The 16,436-nt window shown below is 65.8% G+C and carries 18 protein-coding genes; 10 read left to right on the plus strand and 8 right to left on the minus strand.

All coding sequences use genetic code 11. The features are described from left to right. Window positions 1-119 precede the first annotated feature (119 nt). Window positions 120-824, plus strand: coding sequence for a type 1 glutamine amidotransferase domain-containing protein (locus tag ACFWU2_RS07810; protein ID WP_378603459.1), 705 nt, complete (start codon window positions 120-122; stop codon window positions 822-824). A 27-nt stretch (window positions 825-851) separates the two neighbouring features. Here the strand turns inward: ACFWU2_RS07810 and ACFWU2_RS07815 are convergent, their stop codons facing one another. The 3 genes from ACFWU2_RS07815 to ACFWU2_RS07825 all read right to left on the minus strand — a co-directional run bounded on the left by ACFWU2_RS07815 (window position 852) and on the right by ACFWU2_RS07825 (window position 3,620). Beyond that, complete coding sequence (locus ACFWU2_RS07815; protein ID WP_378603462.1) at window positions 852-1,940, minus strand: alpha/beta hydrolase; 1,089 nt, start codon at window positions 1,938-1,940, stop codon at window positions 852-854. Between the two features lie 57 nt (window positions 1,941-1,997). Further along, window positions 1,998-2,486: an FBP domain-containing protein gene (locus tag ACFWU2_RS07820; RefSeq protein WP_378603465.1), complete on the minus strand. Its 489-nt coding sequence runs from the start codon at window positions 2,484-2,486 to the stop codon at window positions 1,998-2,000. An 84-nt stretch (window positions 2,487-2,570) separates the two neighbouring features. Then, window positions 2,571-3,620 carry an ABC transporter permease gene (locus ACFWU2_RS07825; RefSeq protein WP_378603468.1) on the minus strand — a complete coding sequence of 350 codons (1,050 nt, stop codon included), beginning with the start codon at window positions 3,618-3,620 and terminating at the stop codon, window positions 2,571-2,573. A gap of 151 nt (window positions 3,621-3,771) precedes the next feature. Here ACFWU2_RS07825 and ACFWU2_RS07830 point away from each other — a divergent pair, with 151 nt between their 5' ends. Together ACFWU2_RS07830 and ACFWU2_RS07835 are read left to right on the plus strand one after the other, a co-directional pair. Continuing rightward, a complete protein-coding gene (locus tag ACFWU2_RS07830) occupies window positions 3,772-4,326 on the plus strand; it encodes a TetR/AcrR family transcriptional regulator (protein ID WP_378603472.1) in 555 nt (184 codons plus the stop codon). 222 nt (window positions 4,327-4,548) lie between these two features. Further along, on the plus strand, window positions 4,549-5,073 hold the full coding sequence (locus ACFWU2_RS07835; RefSeq protein ID WP_378603475.1) for a CarD family transcriptional regulator: 525 nt from the start codon (window positions 4,549-4,551) through the stop codon (window positions 5,071-5,073). Between the two features lie 41 nt (window positions 5,074-5,114). Here ACFWU2_RS07835 and mqo read toward each other — a convergent pair whose 3' ends face one another. Further along, a complete protein-coding gene (gene mqo, locus ACFWU2_RS07840; protein ID WP_378603478.1) occupies window positions 5,115-6,569 on the minus strand; it encodes a malate dehydrogenase (quinone) in 1,455 nt (484 codons plus the stop codon). 94 nt (window positions 6,570-6,663) lie between these two features. Here mqo and ACFWU2_RS07845 point away from each other — a divergent pair, with 94 nt between their 5' ends. From ACFWU2_RS07845 to ACFWU2_RS07855, 3 genes are all read left to right on the plus strand, one after another. After that, window positions 6,664-7,569: a LysR family transcriptional regulator gene (locus ACFWU2_RS07845; protein WP_378603481.1), complete on the plus strand. Its 906-nt coding sequence runs from the start codon at window positions 6,664-6,666 to the stop codon at window positions 7,567-7,569. Between the two features lie 99 nt (window positions 7,570-7,668). Beyond that, window positions 7,669-8,562: a hypothetical protein gene (locus ACFWU2_RS07850; RefSeq protein WP_378603484.1), complete on the plus strand. Its 894-nt coding sequence runs from the start codon at window positions 7,669-7,671 to the stop codon at window positions 8,560-8,562. Between the two features lie 94 nt (window positions 8,563-8,656). Continuing rightward, window positions 8,657-8,929, plus strand: a complete 273-nt coding sequence (locus tag ACFWU2_RS07855; protein ID WP_378603487.1) for a hypothetical protein — start codon at window positions 8,657-8,659, stop codon at window positions 8,927-8,929. Window positions 8,930-9,058: 129 nt separating this feature from the next. Here ACFWU2_RS07855 and ACFWU2_RS07860 read toward each other — a convergent pair whose 3' ends face one another. Beyond that, window positions 9,059-10,324: an alpha/beta hydrolase gene (locus ACFWU2_RS07860; RefSeq protein ID WP_378603490.1), complete on the minus strand. Its 1,266-nt coding sequence runs from the start codon at window positions 10,322-10,324 to the stop codon at window positions 9,059-9,061. Window positions 10,325-10,520: 196 nt separating this feature from the next. On the opposite strand from ACFWU2_RS07860, the gene ACFWU2_RS07865 reads away from it, so the two are divergent. The 3 genes from ACFWU2_RS07865 (at window position 10,521) to ACFWU2_RS07875 (ending at window position 12,579) form a co-directional block, all read left to right on the plus strand. Then, complete coding sequence (locus ACFWU2_RS07865; RefSeq protein ID WP_378603493.1) at window positions 10,521-11,309, plus strand: alpha/beta fold hydrolase; 789 nt, start codon at window positions 10,521-10,523, stop codon at window positions 11,307-11,309. A gap of 75 nt (window positions 11,310-11,384) precedes the next feature. Then, the gene (locus ACFWU2_RS07870) at window positions 11,385-12,338 is read left to right on the plus strand and encodes a pseudouridine synthase (RefSeq protein ID WP_378603496.1); all 954 of its coding nucleotides are present in this window, start codon (window positions 11,385-11,387) and stop codon (window positions 12,336-12,338) included. Between the two features lie 112 nt (window positions 12,339-12,450). Beyond that, window positions 12,451-12,579, plus strand: coding sequence for a hypothetical protein (locus ACFWU2_RS07875; protein ID WP_378603499.1), 129 nt, complete (start codon window positions 12,451-12,453; stop codon window positions 12,577-12,579). Between the two features lie 195 nt (window positions 12,580-12,774). Here ACFWU2_RS07875 and ACFWU2_RS07880 read toward each other — a convergent pair whose 3' ends face one another. The 3 genes from ACFWU2_RS07880 to ACFWU2_RS07890 form a co-directional block, all read right to left on the minus strand. Continuing rightward, window positions 12,775-13,128, minus strand: coding sequence for a DUF1801 domain-containing protein (locus tag ACFWU2_RS07880; RefSeq protein ID WP_378603502.1), 354 nt, complete (start codon window positions 13,126-13,128; stop codon window positions 12,775-12,777). A gap of 314 nt (window positions 13,129-13,442) precedes the next feature. Next, window positions 13,443-14,522, minus strand: coding sequence for a redox-regulated ATPase YchF (gene ychF, locus ACFWU2_RS07885; RefSeq protein ID WP_378603505.1), 1,080 nt, complete (start codon window positions 14,520-14,522; stop codon window positions 13,443-13,445). 36 nt (window positions 14,523-14,558) lie between these two features. Further along, window positions 14,559-15,014, minus strand: a complete 456-nt coding sequence (locus tag ACFWU2_RS07890; protein WP_378603508.1) for a hypothetical protein — start codon at window positions 15,012-15,014, stop codon at window positions 14,559-14,561. A gap of 139 nt (window positions 15,015-15,153) precedes the next feature. Here ACFWU2_RS07890 and ACFWU2_RS07895 point away from each other — a divergent pair, with 139 nt between their 5' ends. After that, the gene (locus ACFWU2_RS07895) at window positions 15,154-16,401 is read left to right on the plus strand and encodes an AI-2E family transporter (protein WP_378603517.1); all 1,248 of its coding nucleotides are present in this window, start codon (window positions 15,154-15,156) and stop codon (window positions 16,399-16,401) included. The last annotated feature ends 35 nt before the right edge of the window (window positions 16,402-16,436 follow it).

Below are 16,436 nucleotides of genomic sequence, written 5' to 3' on the forward strand. Positions count from 1 at the left end.
AGCGGGTCGCCGGGTCCGGAGTATCCGGGCCCGGCGATCGCCGTTCGTGCAGTGCCCCGTGTCCGCCGCACCCCGAGTGGGTACGCGGCAGAACGGGGAATCAACCGGAGAGGACCATCATGACCAACGTGCTTTTCGCGGTCTCCGCAGCCGACCACTGGACGCTGAGCGACGGCTCGCAGCATCCCACCGGGTTCTGGGCCGAAGAGCTGGTCGAGCCGTACACCGTGTTCGACCAGGCCGGTTACGACATCACGGTCGCCACGCCGGGCGGTCGTACGCCGGTGGTAGACCAGGCCAGTCTCGAGCCCGATGCAGCGGGCGGCGAGGACCGCGCCGCGGAACTGAAGAAGGCCCTGGAAGAACTTCAGCCGACGCTGGCCGGCGCGGCAGTCCTCGAAGACGTCGACGCCGCCGACTACGACCTGCTGTTCGTCCCCGGAGGTCACGGGCCCATGCAGGACCTTGCCGTCGACGAGCGCTTCGGTGAACTCGTGCGTCACTTCATCGAATCGGGGAAGGTCGTCGCGATGGTGTGCCACGCCCCCGCCGCCCTCCTGCCCGCTTTCGCCTCCGGAGGCCGCTGGTTGTTCGAGGGCTACAAGCTGACCGGCTTCACGAACATCGAGGAAGTGCAGGCCGGGCTGGCCGGCAAGGCACCGTGGCTTCTGCAGGACCGGCTTCAGGAAGCCGGTGCCCTGTTCTCCTCGGGAGACGCGTGGCAGCCGCACCTGGTGGTCGACCGCACGTTGTACACGGGTCAGAATCCGGCCTCGTCGCGGCCGCTCGCGGAACGCGTGGTGAGCGACCTCGCCGCACGGTGACCCCCGCGCCGTCCGGCCGGTGACCGCTCAGGCGGTCACCTTCCGGACGAAGCCGATCGTGCGCGCGAGCGCGTCCCGGGCGTCGAGGGTGGAGAGGTCGAACTGGTACTCGTGTTCCAGTGCCGGCTCGTGGCCGTCCGGGTAGAACAGCGAATCCACGTCGACGCCGAGGCCGGTCAGCCTCTCCGCAAACGGTCGCGACTGCGTCGCGGTGAGTGGGTCGGCATTGCCGCCGGTGATGTAGGTGGGCGGGAAGTCCGCGGTGACGAGATCGAGAGTCGACATCTGCCGCGCGGCCTCCGACTCCGCGAACTTCCGTTCCCCGAGGTAGGCCCACATCGCCTGCTCGACACCACAGCGGACCAGGTCGCTGCCGCCGTCCAAGGCGGCCACGTTGTAGATTCCGCAATTGAGAACCACGCCCCTGACCTGGCCGGACGCGAAGTGAGGCGTGACACCGAGCGCGGCGGCGTAGGACGGATCCGTCACAGCCAGTGCGAGCTGAGCCGTCAGCTGAGCGCCGGCCGAATCTCCCGCCAGAACGATGCGGTCGGTGTCGATGTGCAGTTCTTCGGCGTGGTCGAGCAAGTAGCGCTGTGCGTCCGCCAACTGTTGGACCGCGGCGGGGTAACGATGTCGCGGCGCGAGTGAATAGCCGACCGAAACGACGGTGAACCCGGCGTCCGCCAGGCGCCGGTAGTAACCGGCGTAGTCGGCGCGGCTACCGGCGATCCACGCTCCGCCGTGCACCCAGACGATCGTCGGGAGCACCGAGGTGGTTCCGGTGGGACTGTAGACATCCAGGCAGGCGTCCACGTCTCCCTCCCGATACCGGAGACCCCCGACGAACTGTGTCTCGGGGGCTCCCTCGTCGAGTTTCGCCGTGAGCCGCTTCGCGTCACGCTCGAACACGGCCCGAACCACGAGTGCGCCGGGAACCGGCGTCAGGGCCAGCGCGGAATATCCCCGGGCGACCGCGTCGGCGACGGCCCCGGCGATCCGCGGTCCGGCGCCGCGACGCCGAGTGGGGGCCGTATCTGTTTTTGCTTGCGACACCCGTGGCTCCTGCTCGTCGTCACCGTGGAAACCCGCACCGTCCGGGGCACCACCGATCATGCCAAACAATGCGGCGGCGTCCCGGAACACGACTGCCCGCGAGGCTGCACGAAACCGTCAGTGAAAGAGCCCGTCCACGAACGCGTGGAGATTCTCGCGAACACGCGCGATCTTTTCTTCGGGGCCGAGATCCTCGCGGTACCGGCTTCCGAGTGCGGGCTTCTTCTTGCCCCGCGCATACAGCGAACATGCCAGGTCGATGCACATATAGGTGCCGAGAGTGTTGCCTGCGCGACCCGCGTCACCGACCTTCCCGGCACTCATCAGGGCGATCCCGCCTCGCGTGTGGGTGGTCAGACACACCGTGCACATCTGCGACTTACCGGAACCGTTCGGTTCGAATCGCATCGCGATCCCGACGAGACCGGTCTCGCGGGGTACGACGATGTATCCGCGGCCGGGGTACGCGGGGTCGGTCCATCCCAGGAAATCCAGGTCCTCCCAGGGCCGGTCGGCAAGGTCGCGGGGCGCCGGCAGCCGCTTGGCCTCCCCTTTGGAGCAGTTGACGAACGAGGCTCTGATGTCCCGCTGGGTGATCGCGTCCATGCGGTGTGTCTCCTCGATCGTTTGCACGGCTAACCGAAAGGACGGTACGCGCGGGGGCCGAGCGGGACAAACGGTTTTCGGCCTTCAGGTTGCCGGAACGGGAGAGGCAGTCACCGGCGCTTCCACCCGGGTGCGGCGCATGCCGATCACATACAGCGCCAGTCCGACGACGATCCATGCCGCGAGAGTGCACGCCGCCACGAGCCCGCCCGCCCCCTGGAAGTAGGCCGCGGAACGGACGAGGGTTCCGGCTGCGCCGGGGGGAAGAATCTGGCCGAACGTGCCGAGCCCGCTCGGGAGCCACGCCGAGGTCGTGGAGATTCCGGCGAGGGGATTTCCGAGGAACATCATCGCCATCGCACCGATGGTGAAACCTTTGGCCCCGAACAGCTTCTGGAGCCCGGCCAGCGGGAACGCCAGTGCCGCAATCCCCATGGCGATAGAACCTGCCACTGCCCAGAATCCCGTGTCCACGCTGCCGAACGCATAGGTGAGAACGGCGGCGACGATGGTCCCACCGACGGCGGCGAAGGTGAACAGCCCCGCCAGGTACCAGCCGTTGCTGCGCGGGAGAATTTTGCGGAACGCGACGACCGGGACGATGCCGCCGAACACGAGAGGGAAGGCCAATCCGCCGATTCCGACACCGGTCGGGTCCGATGCTGGGAGCGGGACCACGTCCTCCACCGTGACCGGCGAGGCCGTCACCTGGCCCACAGCGTTGGCCGTACCGGCGAGTGTGCCGGAGATGGTGGCCGAACCGGCACTGGCGACCAGCGCGTGCACCCCCGAGTCTTCGACGACGAACCCTCCGACGACCTCGCGGTCGAGGATGGCGTCGCGCAGATCCTGTTCCGAGTCGTACCGCTGGGGTGCGTACGCGTCGGGAGCGGCGGTCACGAGGGCCTGCTCGAAGTCGTCGACAACCCCGGGCGTCCCAGCCAGGCCGACGCTCAGGTCGTGTGCCCCGCTCTCGAGCGACGGCATGATGAAGACCATCAGCAGGAGTACCAAGATCACGCCGAGGCCGGCGGTCATGCCCAGCAGCATGAACGCCGAGTGGGGTTTGCGCCTGTTCACGACGGTGGACGGGTCCGCGTCACGAGCGGGCGTATCGGCGGTGGGGTGGGACATCGACTCTTCTTTCACAAGAAACCGGGACTAACCGGATGACATTCCTCCGATTATAGCGGAAGATAATCCTCCGGTTAAGGTTCTGGTGTCAAATGGACCACGACCCGTTCCCTCGTGCAGCCATCACCGGCACCCCGAAGAAAGAGAACTCATGCGTTCCGATGCCGCCAAGCGTCGTCAGGCGATAGTCCGGGAAGCACGGCGCCTGTTCGCCGCAGAAGGAAGCGACGTCGCGCTCGAGCACATCGCCGAGGCCGCGGGAGTGGGGATCGCCACCCTGTACCGAAACTTCGAGTCGCGGTCCGCACTGGCCGACGAGGTGTCGCTGTCCATCCTCGGCGAGATCCAGGACGCCGCCGACGAGGCACTCGATCTGATCGGCAGCGCTCCGGACACCGCGTGGGTCGACTTCGTCCACCGGCTCGTGGATTTGGATCTGGGCGCCCTGGCCGCGGCACTGGCCGATTTCGTCGCAGACGAGATCTCCGGGCCTGTCCGGGATTCACAGGCGCGAACGCTCGCCGGGGTCGAGAAACTGCTCGCCGCTGCACGATCCGAGGGACTCGTCCGCCCGGATCTCGGCGCACTCGAACTCGTCCTCGCAATCGGTATGATCACCCGCCCCCAGCCCGAAGCGATTCGCGAGGCGACGCCCGGCCTTGTCCCGCAACTTGTTTCGATATTCGTGGCGGGGATGCGGCCGTGACGCACACCGCGTGAGAGATCTCACCCGGCACGACGTGTCGGTCCAGTGGGACAATAGAAGAGTCGGCTCGCGGGCTCCGGCACGTCCATCCGTATGGGTGCGGCGCCCCGTGTCTACGTCACTGCGTTTCCCCGCAGATGGCGCGACAATCGTTTCGGTGCCGCGATAAACGCCCACCGGACGGTCGATTCCGACGTCCGTGTGCACAAGAAAGCAGTCCCCATGCAGTTCTCGACCGGTCAAATCGTTGTCCATCCCCACCACGGCCCAGCAACCGTCATCGAGATCTTCGACCGGACGATCAAGACCACTCGACTGTCGTATCTCCGGCTCGCCGTCCACAGGTCCGATCTCACGATCGACGTGCCCGTCGCCAAGGCGGAGGAACTCGGGCTCCGCGAAATCTACGACACCACGGAACTCAAAGATCTCTTCGACGTTCTCCACGCACCCACACCCCCCGAAGACAACGGCTGGTCGCGCAGGTTCAAAGACCACCAGGACAAGTTGAGGCTCGGCGACCTCCTCGTCACCGCAGGCGTCGTCCGAGACCTGACTCGCCGTGAGCACCGGTGTGGACTCTCACTGGGTGAGAAGAAGATGCTCCGGTCCGCGCGCAACGGTGTTCTCACCGAGCTCTGCCTGGCACTGTCCATTCCGGACGACCAGGCCGAGACACTCCTGGACTCGGCCATCCTCGCGCCCCGACCGGCCCTGGAACAGCAAGTCCTCGCTGCCGCCGGCTGAGCCGGCGGACAGTCACGGGTCCGTCGAACCCCATCATCCGTTCACACTCGACTCTCCGACGGTTCTTCACCGGCGCTACCGGACCGCGCGAGTCCCGGCATCAACTGCTGGAGCGTCGCCGCCCAGTGGCGAACACGGTCGGGGAAACACGCGGTGAGCACGTCGACCATGGCGGCGGGCGCGACGGACGCCCCGGGTGACGCCCCCAGCAGACCCGCGATGGAACCGTCCGCACCGGTGACGATCTCGGTTCCGAACGTCAGCACTCCCACCTTGCGCCGATCCGGCTTGATCAGTTGTGCGCGCTGACCCGCGTCGATCGGGTACCAATCGCCGGGCGACGCTGCCGGATGAAACCGTTGCAGCTGACCGAACTTCCGTTCCGGTGTAGCCAGAAGCTGTCCGACGAGGTAGCGAACCAGCGACACGTTCCGGATGCCCACCGCGAGAAGCGAACAGATGTTGTGCAGTCGAATCGTTGTGAGCAGGTCGGTGAGCCGGCCGTGTTTGAGCAGACGCGTGCTGAAGGTGGCGTACGGGCCGAACATCAACGCGCCGTGGCCATCGACCACCCGCTTGTCGAGGTGCGGCACCGACATGGGCGGTGCGCCTGCGTCCGCCTGGCTGTAGACCTTCGCGTCGTGACGGGACACCAGATCGGGGTTGTCGGTGCGAAGGAACTGCGCTCCGATCGGGAAGACCGCGTAACCACGAACCTCCGGGAGGCGTGCTTTCTGGAGGAGTGTGAGTGCGTACCCTCCTGCCCCGACGAAAACGAACCGGGAGCGGACCGTGAACCGGCCGTCCTCGGTGTTGCCTCGTCCCGACACGGTCCATCGTCCGTCTCGATCGCGGCGTAGCCGCGTCACCTCGTGGCCCGTCCGAACTTCCGCGCCGGATTCGAGCATTCCTTTGAGCAAACCCCTGGTCAGGGCGCCGAAGTCGACGTCGGTGCCGCGCTCGTTGCGGGTGGCCGCGACAGCACCGGACCCGGTTCGACCGTCCATCAGCAGCGGTGCCCATCGCGCGATGATGTCGGGATCCTCGGTGTATTCCATGTCCGAGAACAGCGGCGACCGGCGCAGTGTTTCGTATCGTTGCCGCAGATAGCGGACGTCCTGCTCCCCGAACACCACGTTCATGTGGGGTGTCGTATTCGTGAACGACGCCGCGAGATCACCGGATCCGACGAGTGACCCCCAGAACTGACGAGAGATCCGGAACTGCCGCCCGATTTCTGCGGCCCGGGACGGATCGCCGGGATCTGGCATGTAGTTGAGTTCGCAAAATCCCGCGTGGCCGGTTCCGGCGTTGTTCCAGGCGGCACTGCTTTCGGCCGCCGTGTCGTCGAGGCGCTCGAGAACGAGGACCGACCAGTCGGGCTCGAGTCGGGTGAGCAACGCCCCCAGCGTCGCGGACATGATGCCGCCGCCGATCAGTACGGCGTCGTAGATCTCCGGTTGTGTCGGCCCACCGGTGGCGCGAATCTCCTGCACGTCTGCACACCTGCTTCCGTATCGAGGTGCTTCCAGAGTGCGCGCCAGGTGACTATTCCGTCCAATGAAATCCTCGCTGGCATACGATCCGAATATGGATCGGTTTCTCTCCGACGAGACGGCCTCGGTAGTGCCACTGCTCGCTGCGTTCGACGCCGCAGCGAGAGAGGGGCACATCACACATGCTGCGGACAGGCTGGGCGTGCCGCAGTCGTCGGTCAGCCGCCGCATCAAAGCCCTCGAGCACGCGATGGGCGTATCCCTGTTCCAGCAGGTAGGACGCGGAGTGGCGCTGACAACGGCCGGGCGTGAACTGCACGAGCGCACCCGGGAGACGATCCGGGACCTCGACGACGCGATCACGACCGTGCGCAGCCACGCCGATCCCGACAGCGGTGTCGTCCGGTTCGGCTTCCCCCTGACACTCGGGCCGGTCAGCGTCCCGTCGCTGCTCGCCGAATTCCATCGCGACGCCCCCCGCATTCGCCTCCACCTCGTTCAGGCACACGGTGAAGCACTGGCAGCGATGGTCCGAGACGGCCGACTCGATCTGGCCGTGATGATCCCTCCACCGGAGGATCTCTTCGTCACTCCCCTCGGCAGTCAACCGTTGTTGCTTCATGTCGCCGACACCCACCCGCTCGCGGAGCGAGACCGAGTCGACCTCGGCGAGCTCGCCGACGAACACTTCATCGCGAGCCCACCTGCATACCACGTCCGCACCGAACTCGACAGTTACTGTCGCGCAGCTGGATTCGACCCCTATATCGCTTTCGAAATCAGCGAGTTCGACACGATCCGCGCACTCGTCGCGCAGGGACTCGGCATTGCTCTCCTGCCGCGAGCGGAGATCTCACCGCGTGGCCTCGCGACGGTGCGGGTGAGCGGCATCGCCGACCGCCCGATCGGACTGGCGATGGGCACGCGCCATCCCTCCCCCGCGACCCTTCGGTTGCACACGCACATCACGACGCGGGCACAGTGGCCGCCGGAACCGTAGACCGACCGGAACCGAACCGCGTCGTGCGCGGCCGTAACAGCCCCACCTGGACACCGATATCCCGGAAAGGACAGCACCCGCCCGACCGAAGGAATACGGATGTCGACGCAACCTCCCCCCGATGGGTATGGGTACGGGTACGGACCGCCCCCGTTCGAGCAGCCACCCCGGCGGCCGAAGTGGCCGTGGGTTGTGGGCGGAGTGATCGTCGCTGCGCTCATCGCGACTGTCGCCGGCCTCGCCGTCGTGCTCGTTCGCGACTCGAACTCCGCGGGCGATGAGACGGTGGCCGCCGCTTCGCCGGCACGCACGGTCACCGTCACCGCAGACTCGCCCACCGCATCCGCGCCACCGCCGGCAGCGACCGAATCCACGACTGCGGAGCCGCAGACCCTGCCGACCGACGGGATCTTGAAAGTCGGGGTGGACATCGCACCGGGCGAATACGCAGTACGTCCCACCCGGTCCTACGGCGGTTACTGGGAGCGCCTGTCGTGCTTGACGGGGGACTTCACGTGCCTCCTGGCCAACGACAACGTGGAGGGCGACAGCTACGTGGTCGTCCTTCCGGAAGATGTCGCATTGCGGATCGACGGCCTCGAACTCGTTCCGACGGGCAATCCCGCCCCCGGCACGGCGCCCCCGGCTGCGGGAGCCGCGCCCTCGAGTCCCACGCTCGACAACACGGACGCCCAGGGGTTCGTCGGTGTCCCTCAGGCACGCTGCAACCACACCAATGCCGCTGTCGCCGCCGGGCAGACCACCGAGTCGCTCGTCGTGGTGTGCGAGACCGGAGTGGGACGGCTGTACTACAAAGGGGTGCGTGTCGCCGACGGAGCATCGATAGAGATCGACGACCCCGTCGCTTCCGGAAACGGTTTCACAGCGACCAACGGTGCTGTGCAATACCAGCTTTCGCCTGATGCGCTCGCCATCACCGAGGGCTCCACACTGCTCGGGGAGGAGCCTGTGCTCCAGTACTGGATTCGCTAGGCGCCCGCCACGTATTCGTTCTCACATACACGAATCCGGTCATGGCCGGAGGAAACAGACGGCATGCGCCGGTCGGTGAAGTAGATTTTCTCGCATGGCGAAGAACGAAATACCGCACCAAGATCTCAACCTTTCCCACATCGGCAAGTACGTGCGCGTAGACCTGAAGAACACGGTCACGGACCACGAGACCCTGGCGGCAGGTGTTCTCACGCGCATCACCCATCACCTGAGCATCGAAGAAGACAACGCGCTGATCACCCGGATCTCCGTCGAACTCGCCGGTACCGACGTGGACTTCGCGCTGCGCGACGACTGCCCCGTCCGGATCGCGGACACTCTGAAAGAGTTGTTCGGCAACACCTGAGCCGCCGTAGTGCACGGTCCCGGGGTTCCGCAGACGGCCGCCCCGGGACCGTGCCGGACGGGCACGACGTCGGCGAACCGCGTGGTTTCCGGATGCGACCGCTGGTTTCTTCTTGGATCCCGGGCGCCGCTAGGAGCGTGCGCGGGAGGGCAGTCGAGACGCGACCGCGGCAGTCGACCTGCCGAGGAGAACCGCGCCGGTGATCGCTCGTCGCATCAGGTTCGCGGCCCCTCGGTGAGGAAGCCCGGCGATGTAGCGCTCCATCCCTACCAGGGATCCGGACTTGTTGTCCGCCATCATCTTTGTCACATACACCGCGGCGAGCTGATGCGAATCCAGCGCACTGTGCCCCATGTCGGCGATCGGTACCAGCACCGCGTTCGGTACGAGATCTACGATCTTTTCCGCGGTCGGACGTGGCGTCCGCAAGTCGCGACCACCGGAGATCACCGCCGTCGGCCACGAGAATGACGAAATCTGCGAGGGAAAGTCGAACGGTTCCGCCACGAAGTGAGGATGTCGCGCGGCGGCAGCGACGAACATCGCCTGCGGGTCGAGCAGTTCACCGTCGGGCGGCAGCCCGTATCCGAGCTCGCGAAAGGCAATGCGAGAGACAAGATCGGGTTCGTAGTAGAACGGCGCTCCCCTGCCGTCTATCTCGGCCGATCCTGCCGTCGCCACCTTGTTCCAGATGCGCCGCGACCGCCCGTTGCTCCGCTGGGTGAGCAACTGCCGGAGAATCTCCGGACCCGCATACTCGTATGCGATCTGAACGACCACGCTGATCTCCTCCGCCGGCACGCCGCGCGCGAGTGCGGTACGCACCGCTTCGGAGACCGGTTCCAGGTCGCGGTCGGTGCCCTCGAGGAACAGACCACGCCGGTACGCGCGCGCTGCCTCGATATCTTCCGCCACGGACAGCATCGGCGAATCGAGGATCATTCCCGCCACCCGATCGGGGTAGCGGACCCCGAGGCCCTGCGCGAGGTACGTGCCGTAGGACGACCCGTAGACGATCGCACGCTCGACCCCTGCATGGTCGAGGACGGCCTCGAGGTCGTCGACGGCGTTGTCGATCGTGATGCCTTCGCTCGGCAGATCGTTGCCGTGCTCGTCGAGGCGCGACAACCCGACGCCGCGATGCTCCACCATCAGGACGTCGAGACCGTCACGCTCTGCTCGACGCCGCAGACGCTGATAAGGCACGACGGAAGCAAGGCCCGGCCCACCCGGCACGATGAGCACGGGCACTCCCCCGCTCGGCCCGATCCGGATATAGGTGAGGGGGAACTGCGTATCGGCACCGTCGCCGACAGGTCGCAGCACCACGTGTCCGTCGCGCTCGGCGTTCTTGCGCGCCGACCTCTTCAGCAAGGCCGCCTGGAGTGAAGCCATGCGCCCACTCAACCACGGTGGGCCGTCCTGCGACCAGAGGTGCACGGAACCGATACTCGACATGTGCGATGGGGGACCAATACAGTGGCGCCGTGAAGCCGTGCCTGGAACTTCTCTCGTACGCGGACCCTGCGGCGACGTCGCGTAACTCGTATTCGGCTCGGGGACAGCACTATAGCGGGACGGATCTCGTCCAGTGACCGGATCTGACCACTGGGGTCTGGAACACGGCACTCGAACAGGCGAGACGATCGTCCTACTCCACGGCAACAATGCCGGGGGCTGGATGTGGGGCCCGCAGATCGAACGCCTCCCAGATCGTCATGTGCTGACCCCGGATCTGCCGGCGCTCGGCGAGCGCTACGGTTGCCGGTGGCCCGGGATGCGCGGTGCGGCCGACGACATCGCCGAGATCATCCGTGAGCACGCGATCGGCGGTACCGCACACGTCGCCGGACTGTCACTCGGCGGGTTCGTCGCGGTCCATCTCGTTCACCGGCATCCTCGAGTCGTTCGGAGTTGCATGATCACGGGCGTCGCCCTCACCGGACTGACGCCGCTCGAGCGGTTCCTCATTCCGCCCCAGATCCCGTTGTGGCGCAGGCGATGGTACTGGCGAGCACAGGCTGCGGCCTTCGGCATTCCGGCCGAAGACCGGGATCTGTACGTCGATTCTGCCGTCCGTGTCGCCCCGGACACCAACCGTCGCATATTCCGGGAGGTCGCCGAAAGCGGGCTTCCTTCCGAGCCTTTCGCGTACTCCGGACCGATGTTGGCCCTCGCGGGCGAGAAGGAGCAGCGTTCCGTACGCGATTCCTTCGCTGCGCTGGGACAGGCGTTACCTCAACTGCAGACCTGGGTCGCACCCGGGATGCATCATCCGTGGAACATCGAGGATCCAGACCTGTTCACCTCGGTGCTCCGGACGTTCGCCGACACCGGCGTGCGGAACGAGGCGGACGGACCCACGCCCGGGCATATCTGACGAATCCGTCGCCCATCCGGAGAGGACCCGCAGCGCGGCGACGCCGGTCGACGGTGGGATGATGTTCGTGTGCCGATGCCCTCACCACTGCCCGTCAGAGACGGTGTGGGACCGACGCGGCTGCACGTCCCGATGTCAGGGCCGTGGGAGACGATCGCCGAGTACACGGTGACGAGATTCGGCCATCTGGACCCCGACGAGCTGTACCGGCGGTTCGATGCCGGCGAGATCGTGGGCCGCGACGGACACCCGATCCGCCGCCACACGGCGCTGGGTACACACCCGTTCATCTGGTACTACCGCGACCTCCCGGTCGAGGAGCCGATTCCGTTTCGCGAGGAAATCCTGCATCGCGACGACGACCTCGTCGTGATCGACAAGCCGCACTTTCTTCCGACCACTCCGGGTGGTCGGTACCTGCAAGAGTCCACACTCGTCCGGCTGCGGGTCCGTCTCGACAACCCGGACCTGACCCCCATCCATCGTCTCGACCGCGCCACGGCCGGTGTGGTGATGTTCTCTGCCCGGCCCGACACTCGCGGTGCGTACCAATCACTGTTCGAGAAGCGGCAGGTCACGAAGGTCTACGAGGCGGTGTCGGCCCAGCCGGCGGCGTGGGATCCCAGCGCACCGGTACTCGGCGAACACACGCTTCCTCTCCTCTACCGCAACCACATCGCCGTCCGGCGCGGAGAACTCCGGTGCGTGGTCGACGACGCCCGTGAACCCAACGCGGAGACGCTGATCGACGTGCTCGGGTCCGGCGTGAGCGTCTCCGGACGCGCTGTGCTGCATACGATCCTGCGTCCCCGCACAGGGCGGATGCACCAGTTGAGGGTGCATCTCGCGGCGCTCGGCATCGGGATTCTGGGCGATCGCTGGTATCCCGAACTGTTGCCCGAGGCGCCGGACGACTATTCCCTGCCCCTCCAACTGCTCGCGCGGGAAGTGGAGTTCACAGATCCCCTGACCGGCGTACCGCGTCGATTCGTCACGCGACGCACCTTGGATGAAGCACCGATTTCCTAGGCCCTGTCTGCCGACTCTGCTCCACGCGGCCTTTGTCGCGATATGAAACGCAACAGCTGCGTAGTCCGAAATTCCCCTGACAGCACCCGGCACCGGACGAAGAGGGCGGTCAGTGAAAGAGTTCCTGGGGCTTCTCCTCATCATCGTGGTCATCGGCCAGATCGTCGAACACTGGCACTATTGCCGACTGCACGAGGCAGCACTCGATCTGCCTGCAACCACAGCCGGTGTCAACCCGTAGCGGGGCCGATCCCCGCCACAGGTCGAAGCGGAGTGTCCACCGCATTTCAAAGCCGGACAGCGTGTGAAGCGATGCTACCCAGCAACATTCGATCGGGAAGCAGCTTCACACGCCACCTTGGAGCTACGTCGTGCCTCGACTTTCGCCGAAGACGACCCGTGATATCGGTCGCCGTCAACGAGGGCAAGACCTCGCTTACTCGACCACCGAACGAACGATCTCGGCGATGCGTTTCGCGGTGTCCTCGTCGACGGTCTCGAAGTACCACGCAGCGGGCATCAGCGCCCCGTCCACCCCGCCTGCAGGTCGGAACGCAGCCTTCTCGGTGATCGCGAGGTTCAAGCGTTCGTCATTGCGCAGCGTCACGAGCGCGGGGGTGCCGGCCGTTTTCGCGTAGGCAGGCATTCCGTACCAGATCCGCGGCTTCAGGGTGGGGGCCGTGGCCACGATGATGTCGTGCACCTGCTGCACGGCCGCCCGCCGCGGCTCTTCCATCTTCGAGATCTTGTCGAGCACCTGCGTCAGGTTTTTCTCGTCCTTCGAAGACATGTCACGTCCTTTCGTCAGCCGATGCCGGGCATCGGCGAAATGAAGTTGGCGTATCGATACGCCGCACTCCATCCGGACATGTCCTGACTGCTCAGGCCTCTCCGCGATGATTCACGTGGTCGTCACGTGGAAGCGCACGGTGGAACGTGCCACCGGAATCAGGATAGCGGTCATGCAGACAAATGCCCCCGATACGACGGATTCCAGTCACATGTTCGACCAGAACCCCACCCACTTCCGGCACGGAACAACGTCACTGTCCTTCGTCGGATCGCGCAACTCACGAATGACGCGCAAATCTCAGAGGTCAGGAACTACACGTTGAAGCGGAACTCCACGACATCGCCGTCGGCCATGACATAGTCCTTGCCTTCCATCCGGACCTTGCCGCGGGCCTTGGCTTCAGCCATCGAACCGGCGGCGTCGAGGTCGTCGAACGAGACGATCTCAGCCTTGATGAAGCCGCGCTCGAAGTCGGAGTGGATGACGCCGGCGGCCTGCGGAGCGGTATCGCCCTGATGGATGGTCCACGCGCGCGCCTCCTTCGGACCCGCCGTGAGGTAGGTCTGGAGGCCGAGGGTGTGGAAGCCGACCCGCGCGAGGGAAGCCAGGCCCGGCTCGTCCTGACCGATCGAGTCGAGCAGTTCCTGAGCTTCTTCCGGCTCGAGTTCGATCAACTCGGACTCGACCTTGGCGTCGAGGAACACGCAGTCGGCGGGAGCAACCGCATCACGCAGTTCCTGCTTCTTTGCGTCGTCGGTGAGCACGGCCTCGTCGGCGTTGAAGACGTAGAGGAACGGCTTGGTGGTCATGAGGTTGAGCTCGCGCAGCAGCGCGTAGTCGAGGGTGTCCTTCTTCGAGAACAGCGTCGCGCCCTCGTCGAGGACTGCCTGCGCCTTGACGGCTTCCTCGTACTGCGGCTTGAGATCCTTGTTCTTCTTCGCTTCCTTCTCGAGACGCGGCAGCGCCTTCTCGAGGGTCTGGATGTCGGCGAGGATCAGCTCGGTCTCGATGATCTCGATGTCGGCGAGCGGGTCGACGCGACCGTCGACGTGGATCACGTCGTCGTCGGCGAACACGCGGACGACCTGGCAGATGGCGTCGGCTTCACGGATGTTTGCGAGGAACTTGTTACCCAGGCCCGCGCCCTCGGAAGCACCTTTGACGATGCCGGCGATGTCGACGAACGACACGGTGGCGGGCAGGATGCGCTGCGAACCGAAGATCTCCGCCAGGCGATTCAGCCGCGGATCGGGCAGTTCGACCACGCCCACATTGGGCTCGATGGTGGCGAACGGATAGTTCGCAGCCAGCACATCGTTCTTGGTCAGCGCGTTGAAAAGCGTCGACTTGCCGACGTTGGGAAGACCGACGATTCCGAGGGTAAGGCTCACGGGTTCAATATTCTACGCAGACCCCGCGCAGTCATCTCATCCGCACGCAACCCGCACCAACTGTGCGATCCGCGCGGCCTGCTCGTCGTCGGGCACGGACGACCCGTCGGCGGCGAGTTCGCCGACCTTCTTGTTGACTTCCTGATCAGTCGCCCCGTCGTCGATCAACGGACACGTCTCGGTGACGATGGACTCGATCGAGGAGGTTTCCCGGTCGGCGGCCAACTGCGGGTAGCCGGCACGGAAGGCGCCCACGAACGCATTCATCTTGGCGTCGTCGAACACTTCCCCGGCTTTGTCGGCGGCATCGGAGGCTGCCTGCTGAACCGAGGACAGGACCCCGCCTGCTTGCTCCTGCACATTCGTCGCAGCCTCGCTTGCCGAAGAACGCACCCCGTCCTCCATCGGCGCGTCGTCCGAGCTGCACGCGGTGAGAGCACCGGCAACAGCCACCGCGACCAGCATTATCGAAGCCCGAGTTCTCCGGGACATGCCCGTTCCATACGTCACGTTTCGAGACTGCCACGAACGGGGACTCTCGATCGGGCAAATCCGACAACCCGCTCATGCTCCGCTTCCGGGCGTGGTGACCGTAGATTTACGGACGTCGGGCACGTCGACTCGCACAGACATGTCGGAAGGACCAGCGTTGACCGAATCGAAACCCAGCCCATGGGGTACGAACCCCGCCTCGACGTCGTCGAAGAAACCCGACCGCGGCAGCCTCATCGGTGCCGGGGGAATGTGGCTCGCGAAGTGGTCCGCGATCCTGGTTGTGATCGCGGCGGGTGCCGTCGTGCTGGGCTGGATCATCCAGAAGATGTGGGTGATCGTGCTGCCGGTCGCCCTCGCCATCGTGGTCTCGACCATTCTGTGGCCCCCGACCCGGGCGATGACCAAACGCGGACTCCCGCCCGCACCGGCCGCGTCGATCACGCTCGTGCTGTTCTTCGCGATCGTAGGCGGCATCATCGCCGGCATCGTGCCGTCGGTGGTCAACCAGGTGCCCGATCTGGCCAACAAGGCCACCGAAGGCATCAGCACGGTCCAGGACTGGGTGAAGGGCCCGCCCATCAACCTGCAGGACGACCAACTCGACAACGCTGTCGACGCGGTGGTCGAACGTGTCCAGGGCAGCGCTGCCTCCATCGCCGGGGGCGTGTTCTCCGGGGTCACCACCGCCGGGTCGCTGCTCATCACGTTCGCACTCGTCCTGGTGCTCACGTTCTTCTTCATCAAGGACGGACCACGTTTCCTTCCCTGGCTGTACCGGGTGAGCGGCACCAACGCCGGACGGCACCTCGAAGAAGTGATGACACGCATGTGGGTCACGCTGGGCGGGTTCATTCGGACCCAGGCGGTCGTGAGCCTCATCGACGCGGTGTTCATCGGCATCGGCCTGGTGATCCTCGGCGTGCCGCTCGCGCCGGTGCTGGCGATCCTCACTTTCATCGGCGGATTCGTCCCGATCGTCGGTGCGTTCGTGGCCGGCGCGCTGGCCGTGCTGGTCGCGCTCGTGGCCAACGGGTTCACCACCGCGCTCATCGTGCTGGCGCTGATCATCGCCGTGCAGCAGATAGAGGGCAACGTCCTGCAGCCCGTACTCCAGTCGCGAAGCATGAACCTGCATGCGGCCGTGGTGCTGCTCGCGGTGACCGCCGGATCGTCGTTGTTCGGCATCGTCGGAGCGTTCCTGGCGGTGCCGGTGGCTGCGGTCTCCGCCGTCGTCATCCGCTACATCGGTGAACAGATCGACAGCCGGGCGGCCGACGGCGACCAGGACGACGACGAGACGAAGGCCCTGCCTGCCCCGGGCGACACGGCATTTGCCGATCCGAAGGCGTCCCACGACACGGCGCCCGACCCGGATCAAGACTGACGCGGATCACCGCCTGAGCCCGTCGAGGCTCAGGC

Source organism: Rhodococcus sp. NPDC058639 (assembly GCF_042717545.1).
Taxonomy (GTDB): Bacteria; Actinomycetota; Actinomycetes; order Mycobacteriales; family Mycobacteriaceae; genus Rhodococcus.

Bases quoted from the DNA above. Each gene is read 5' to 3' on its own strand.
- ACFWU2_RS07880 (WP_378603502.1), bottom strand. From the start codon at position 13,128: ATGTCTTCGAAGGACGAGAAAAACCTGACGCAGGTGCTCGACAAGATC.
- ACFWU2_RS07870 (WP_378603496.1), top strand. From the start codon at position 11,385: ATGCCCTCACCACTGCCCGTCAGAGACGGTGTGGGACCGACGCGGCTG.
- ACFWU2_RS07890 (WP_378603508.1), bottom strand. From the start codon at position 15,014: ATGTCCCGGAGAACTCGGGCTTCGATAATGCTGGTCGCGGTGGCTGTT.
- ACFWU2_RS07895 (WP_378603517.1), top strand. From the start codon at position 15,154: ATGTCGGAAGGACCAGCGTTGACCGAATCGAAACCCAGCCCATGGGGT.
- ACFWU2_RS07815 (WP_378603462.1), bottom strand. From the start codon at position 1,940: ATGATCGGTGGTGCCCCGGACGGTGCGGGTTTCCACGGTGACGACGAG.
- ACFWU2_RS07845 (WP_378603481.1), top strand. From the start codon at position 6,664: ATGGATCGGTTTCTCTCCGACGAGACGGCCTCGGTAGTGCCACTGCTC.
- ACFWU2_RS07810 (WP_378603459.1), top strand. From the start codon at position 120: ATGACCAACGTGCTTTTCGCGGTCTCCGCAGCCGACCACTGGACGCTG.
- ACFWU2_RS07825 (WP_378603468.1), bottom strand. From the start codon at position 3,620: ATGTCCCACCCCACCGCCGATACGCCCGCTCGTGACGCGGACCCGTCC.
- ACFWU2_RS07820 (WP_378603465.1), bottom strand. From the start codon at position 2,486: ATGGACGCGATCACCCAGCGGGACATCAGAGCCTCGTTCGTCAACTGC.
- ACFWU2_RS07835 (WP_378603475.1), top strand. From the start codon at position 4,549: ATGCAGTTCTCGACCGGTCAAATCGTTGTCCATCCCCACCACGGCCCA.
- ACFWU2_RS07830 (WP_378603472.1), top strand. From the start codon at position 3,772: ATGCGTTCCGATGCCGCCAAGCGTCGTCAGGCGATAGTCCGGGAAGCA.
- ACFWU2_RS07855 (WP_378603487.1), top strand. From the start codon at position 8,657: ATGGCGAAGAACGAAATACCGCACCAAGATCTCAACCTTTCCCACATC.
- ACFWU2_RS07860 (WP_378603490.1), bottom strand. From the start codon at position 10,324: ATGGCTTCACTCCAGGCGGCCTTGCTGAAGAGGTCGGCGCGCAAGAAC.
- ACFWU2_RS07850 (WP_378603484.1), top strand. From the start codon at position 7,669: ATGTCGACGCAACCTCCCCCCGATGGGTATGGGTACGGGTACGGACCG.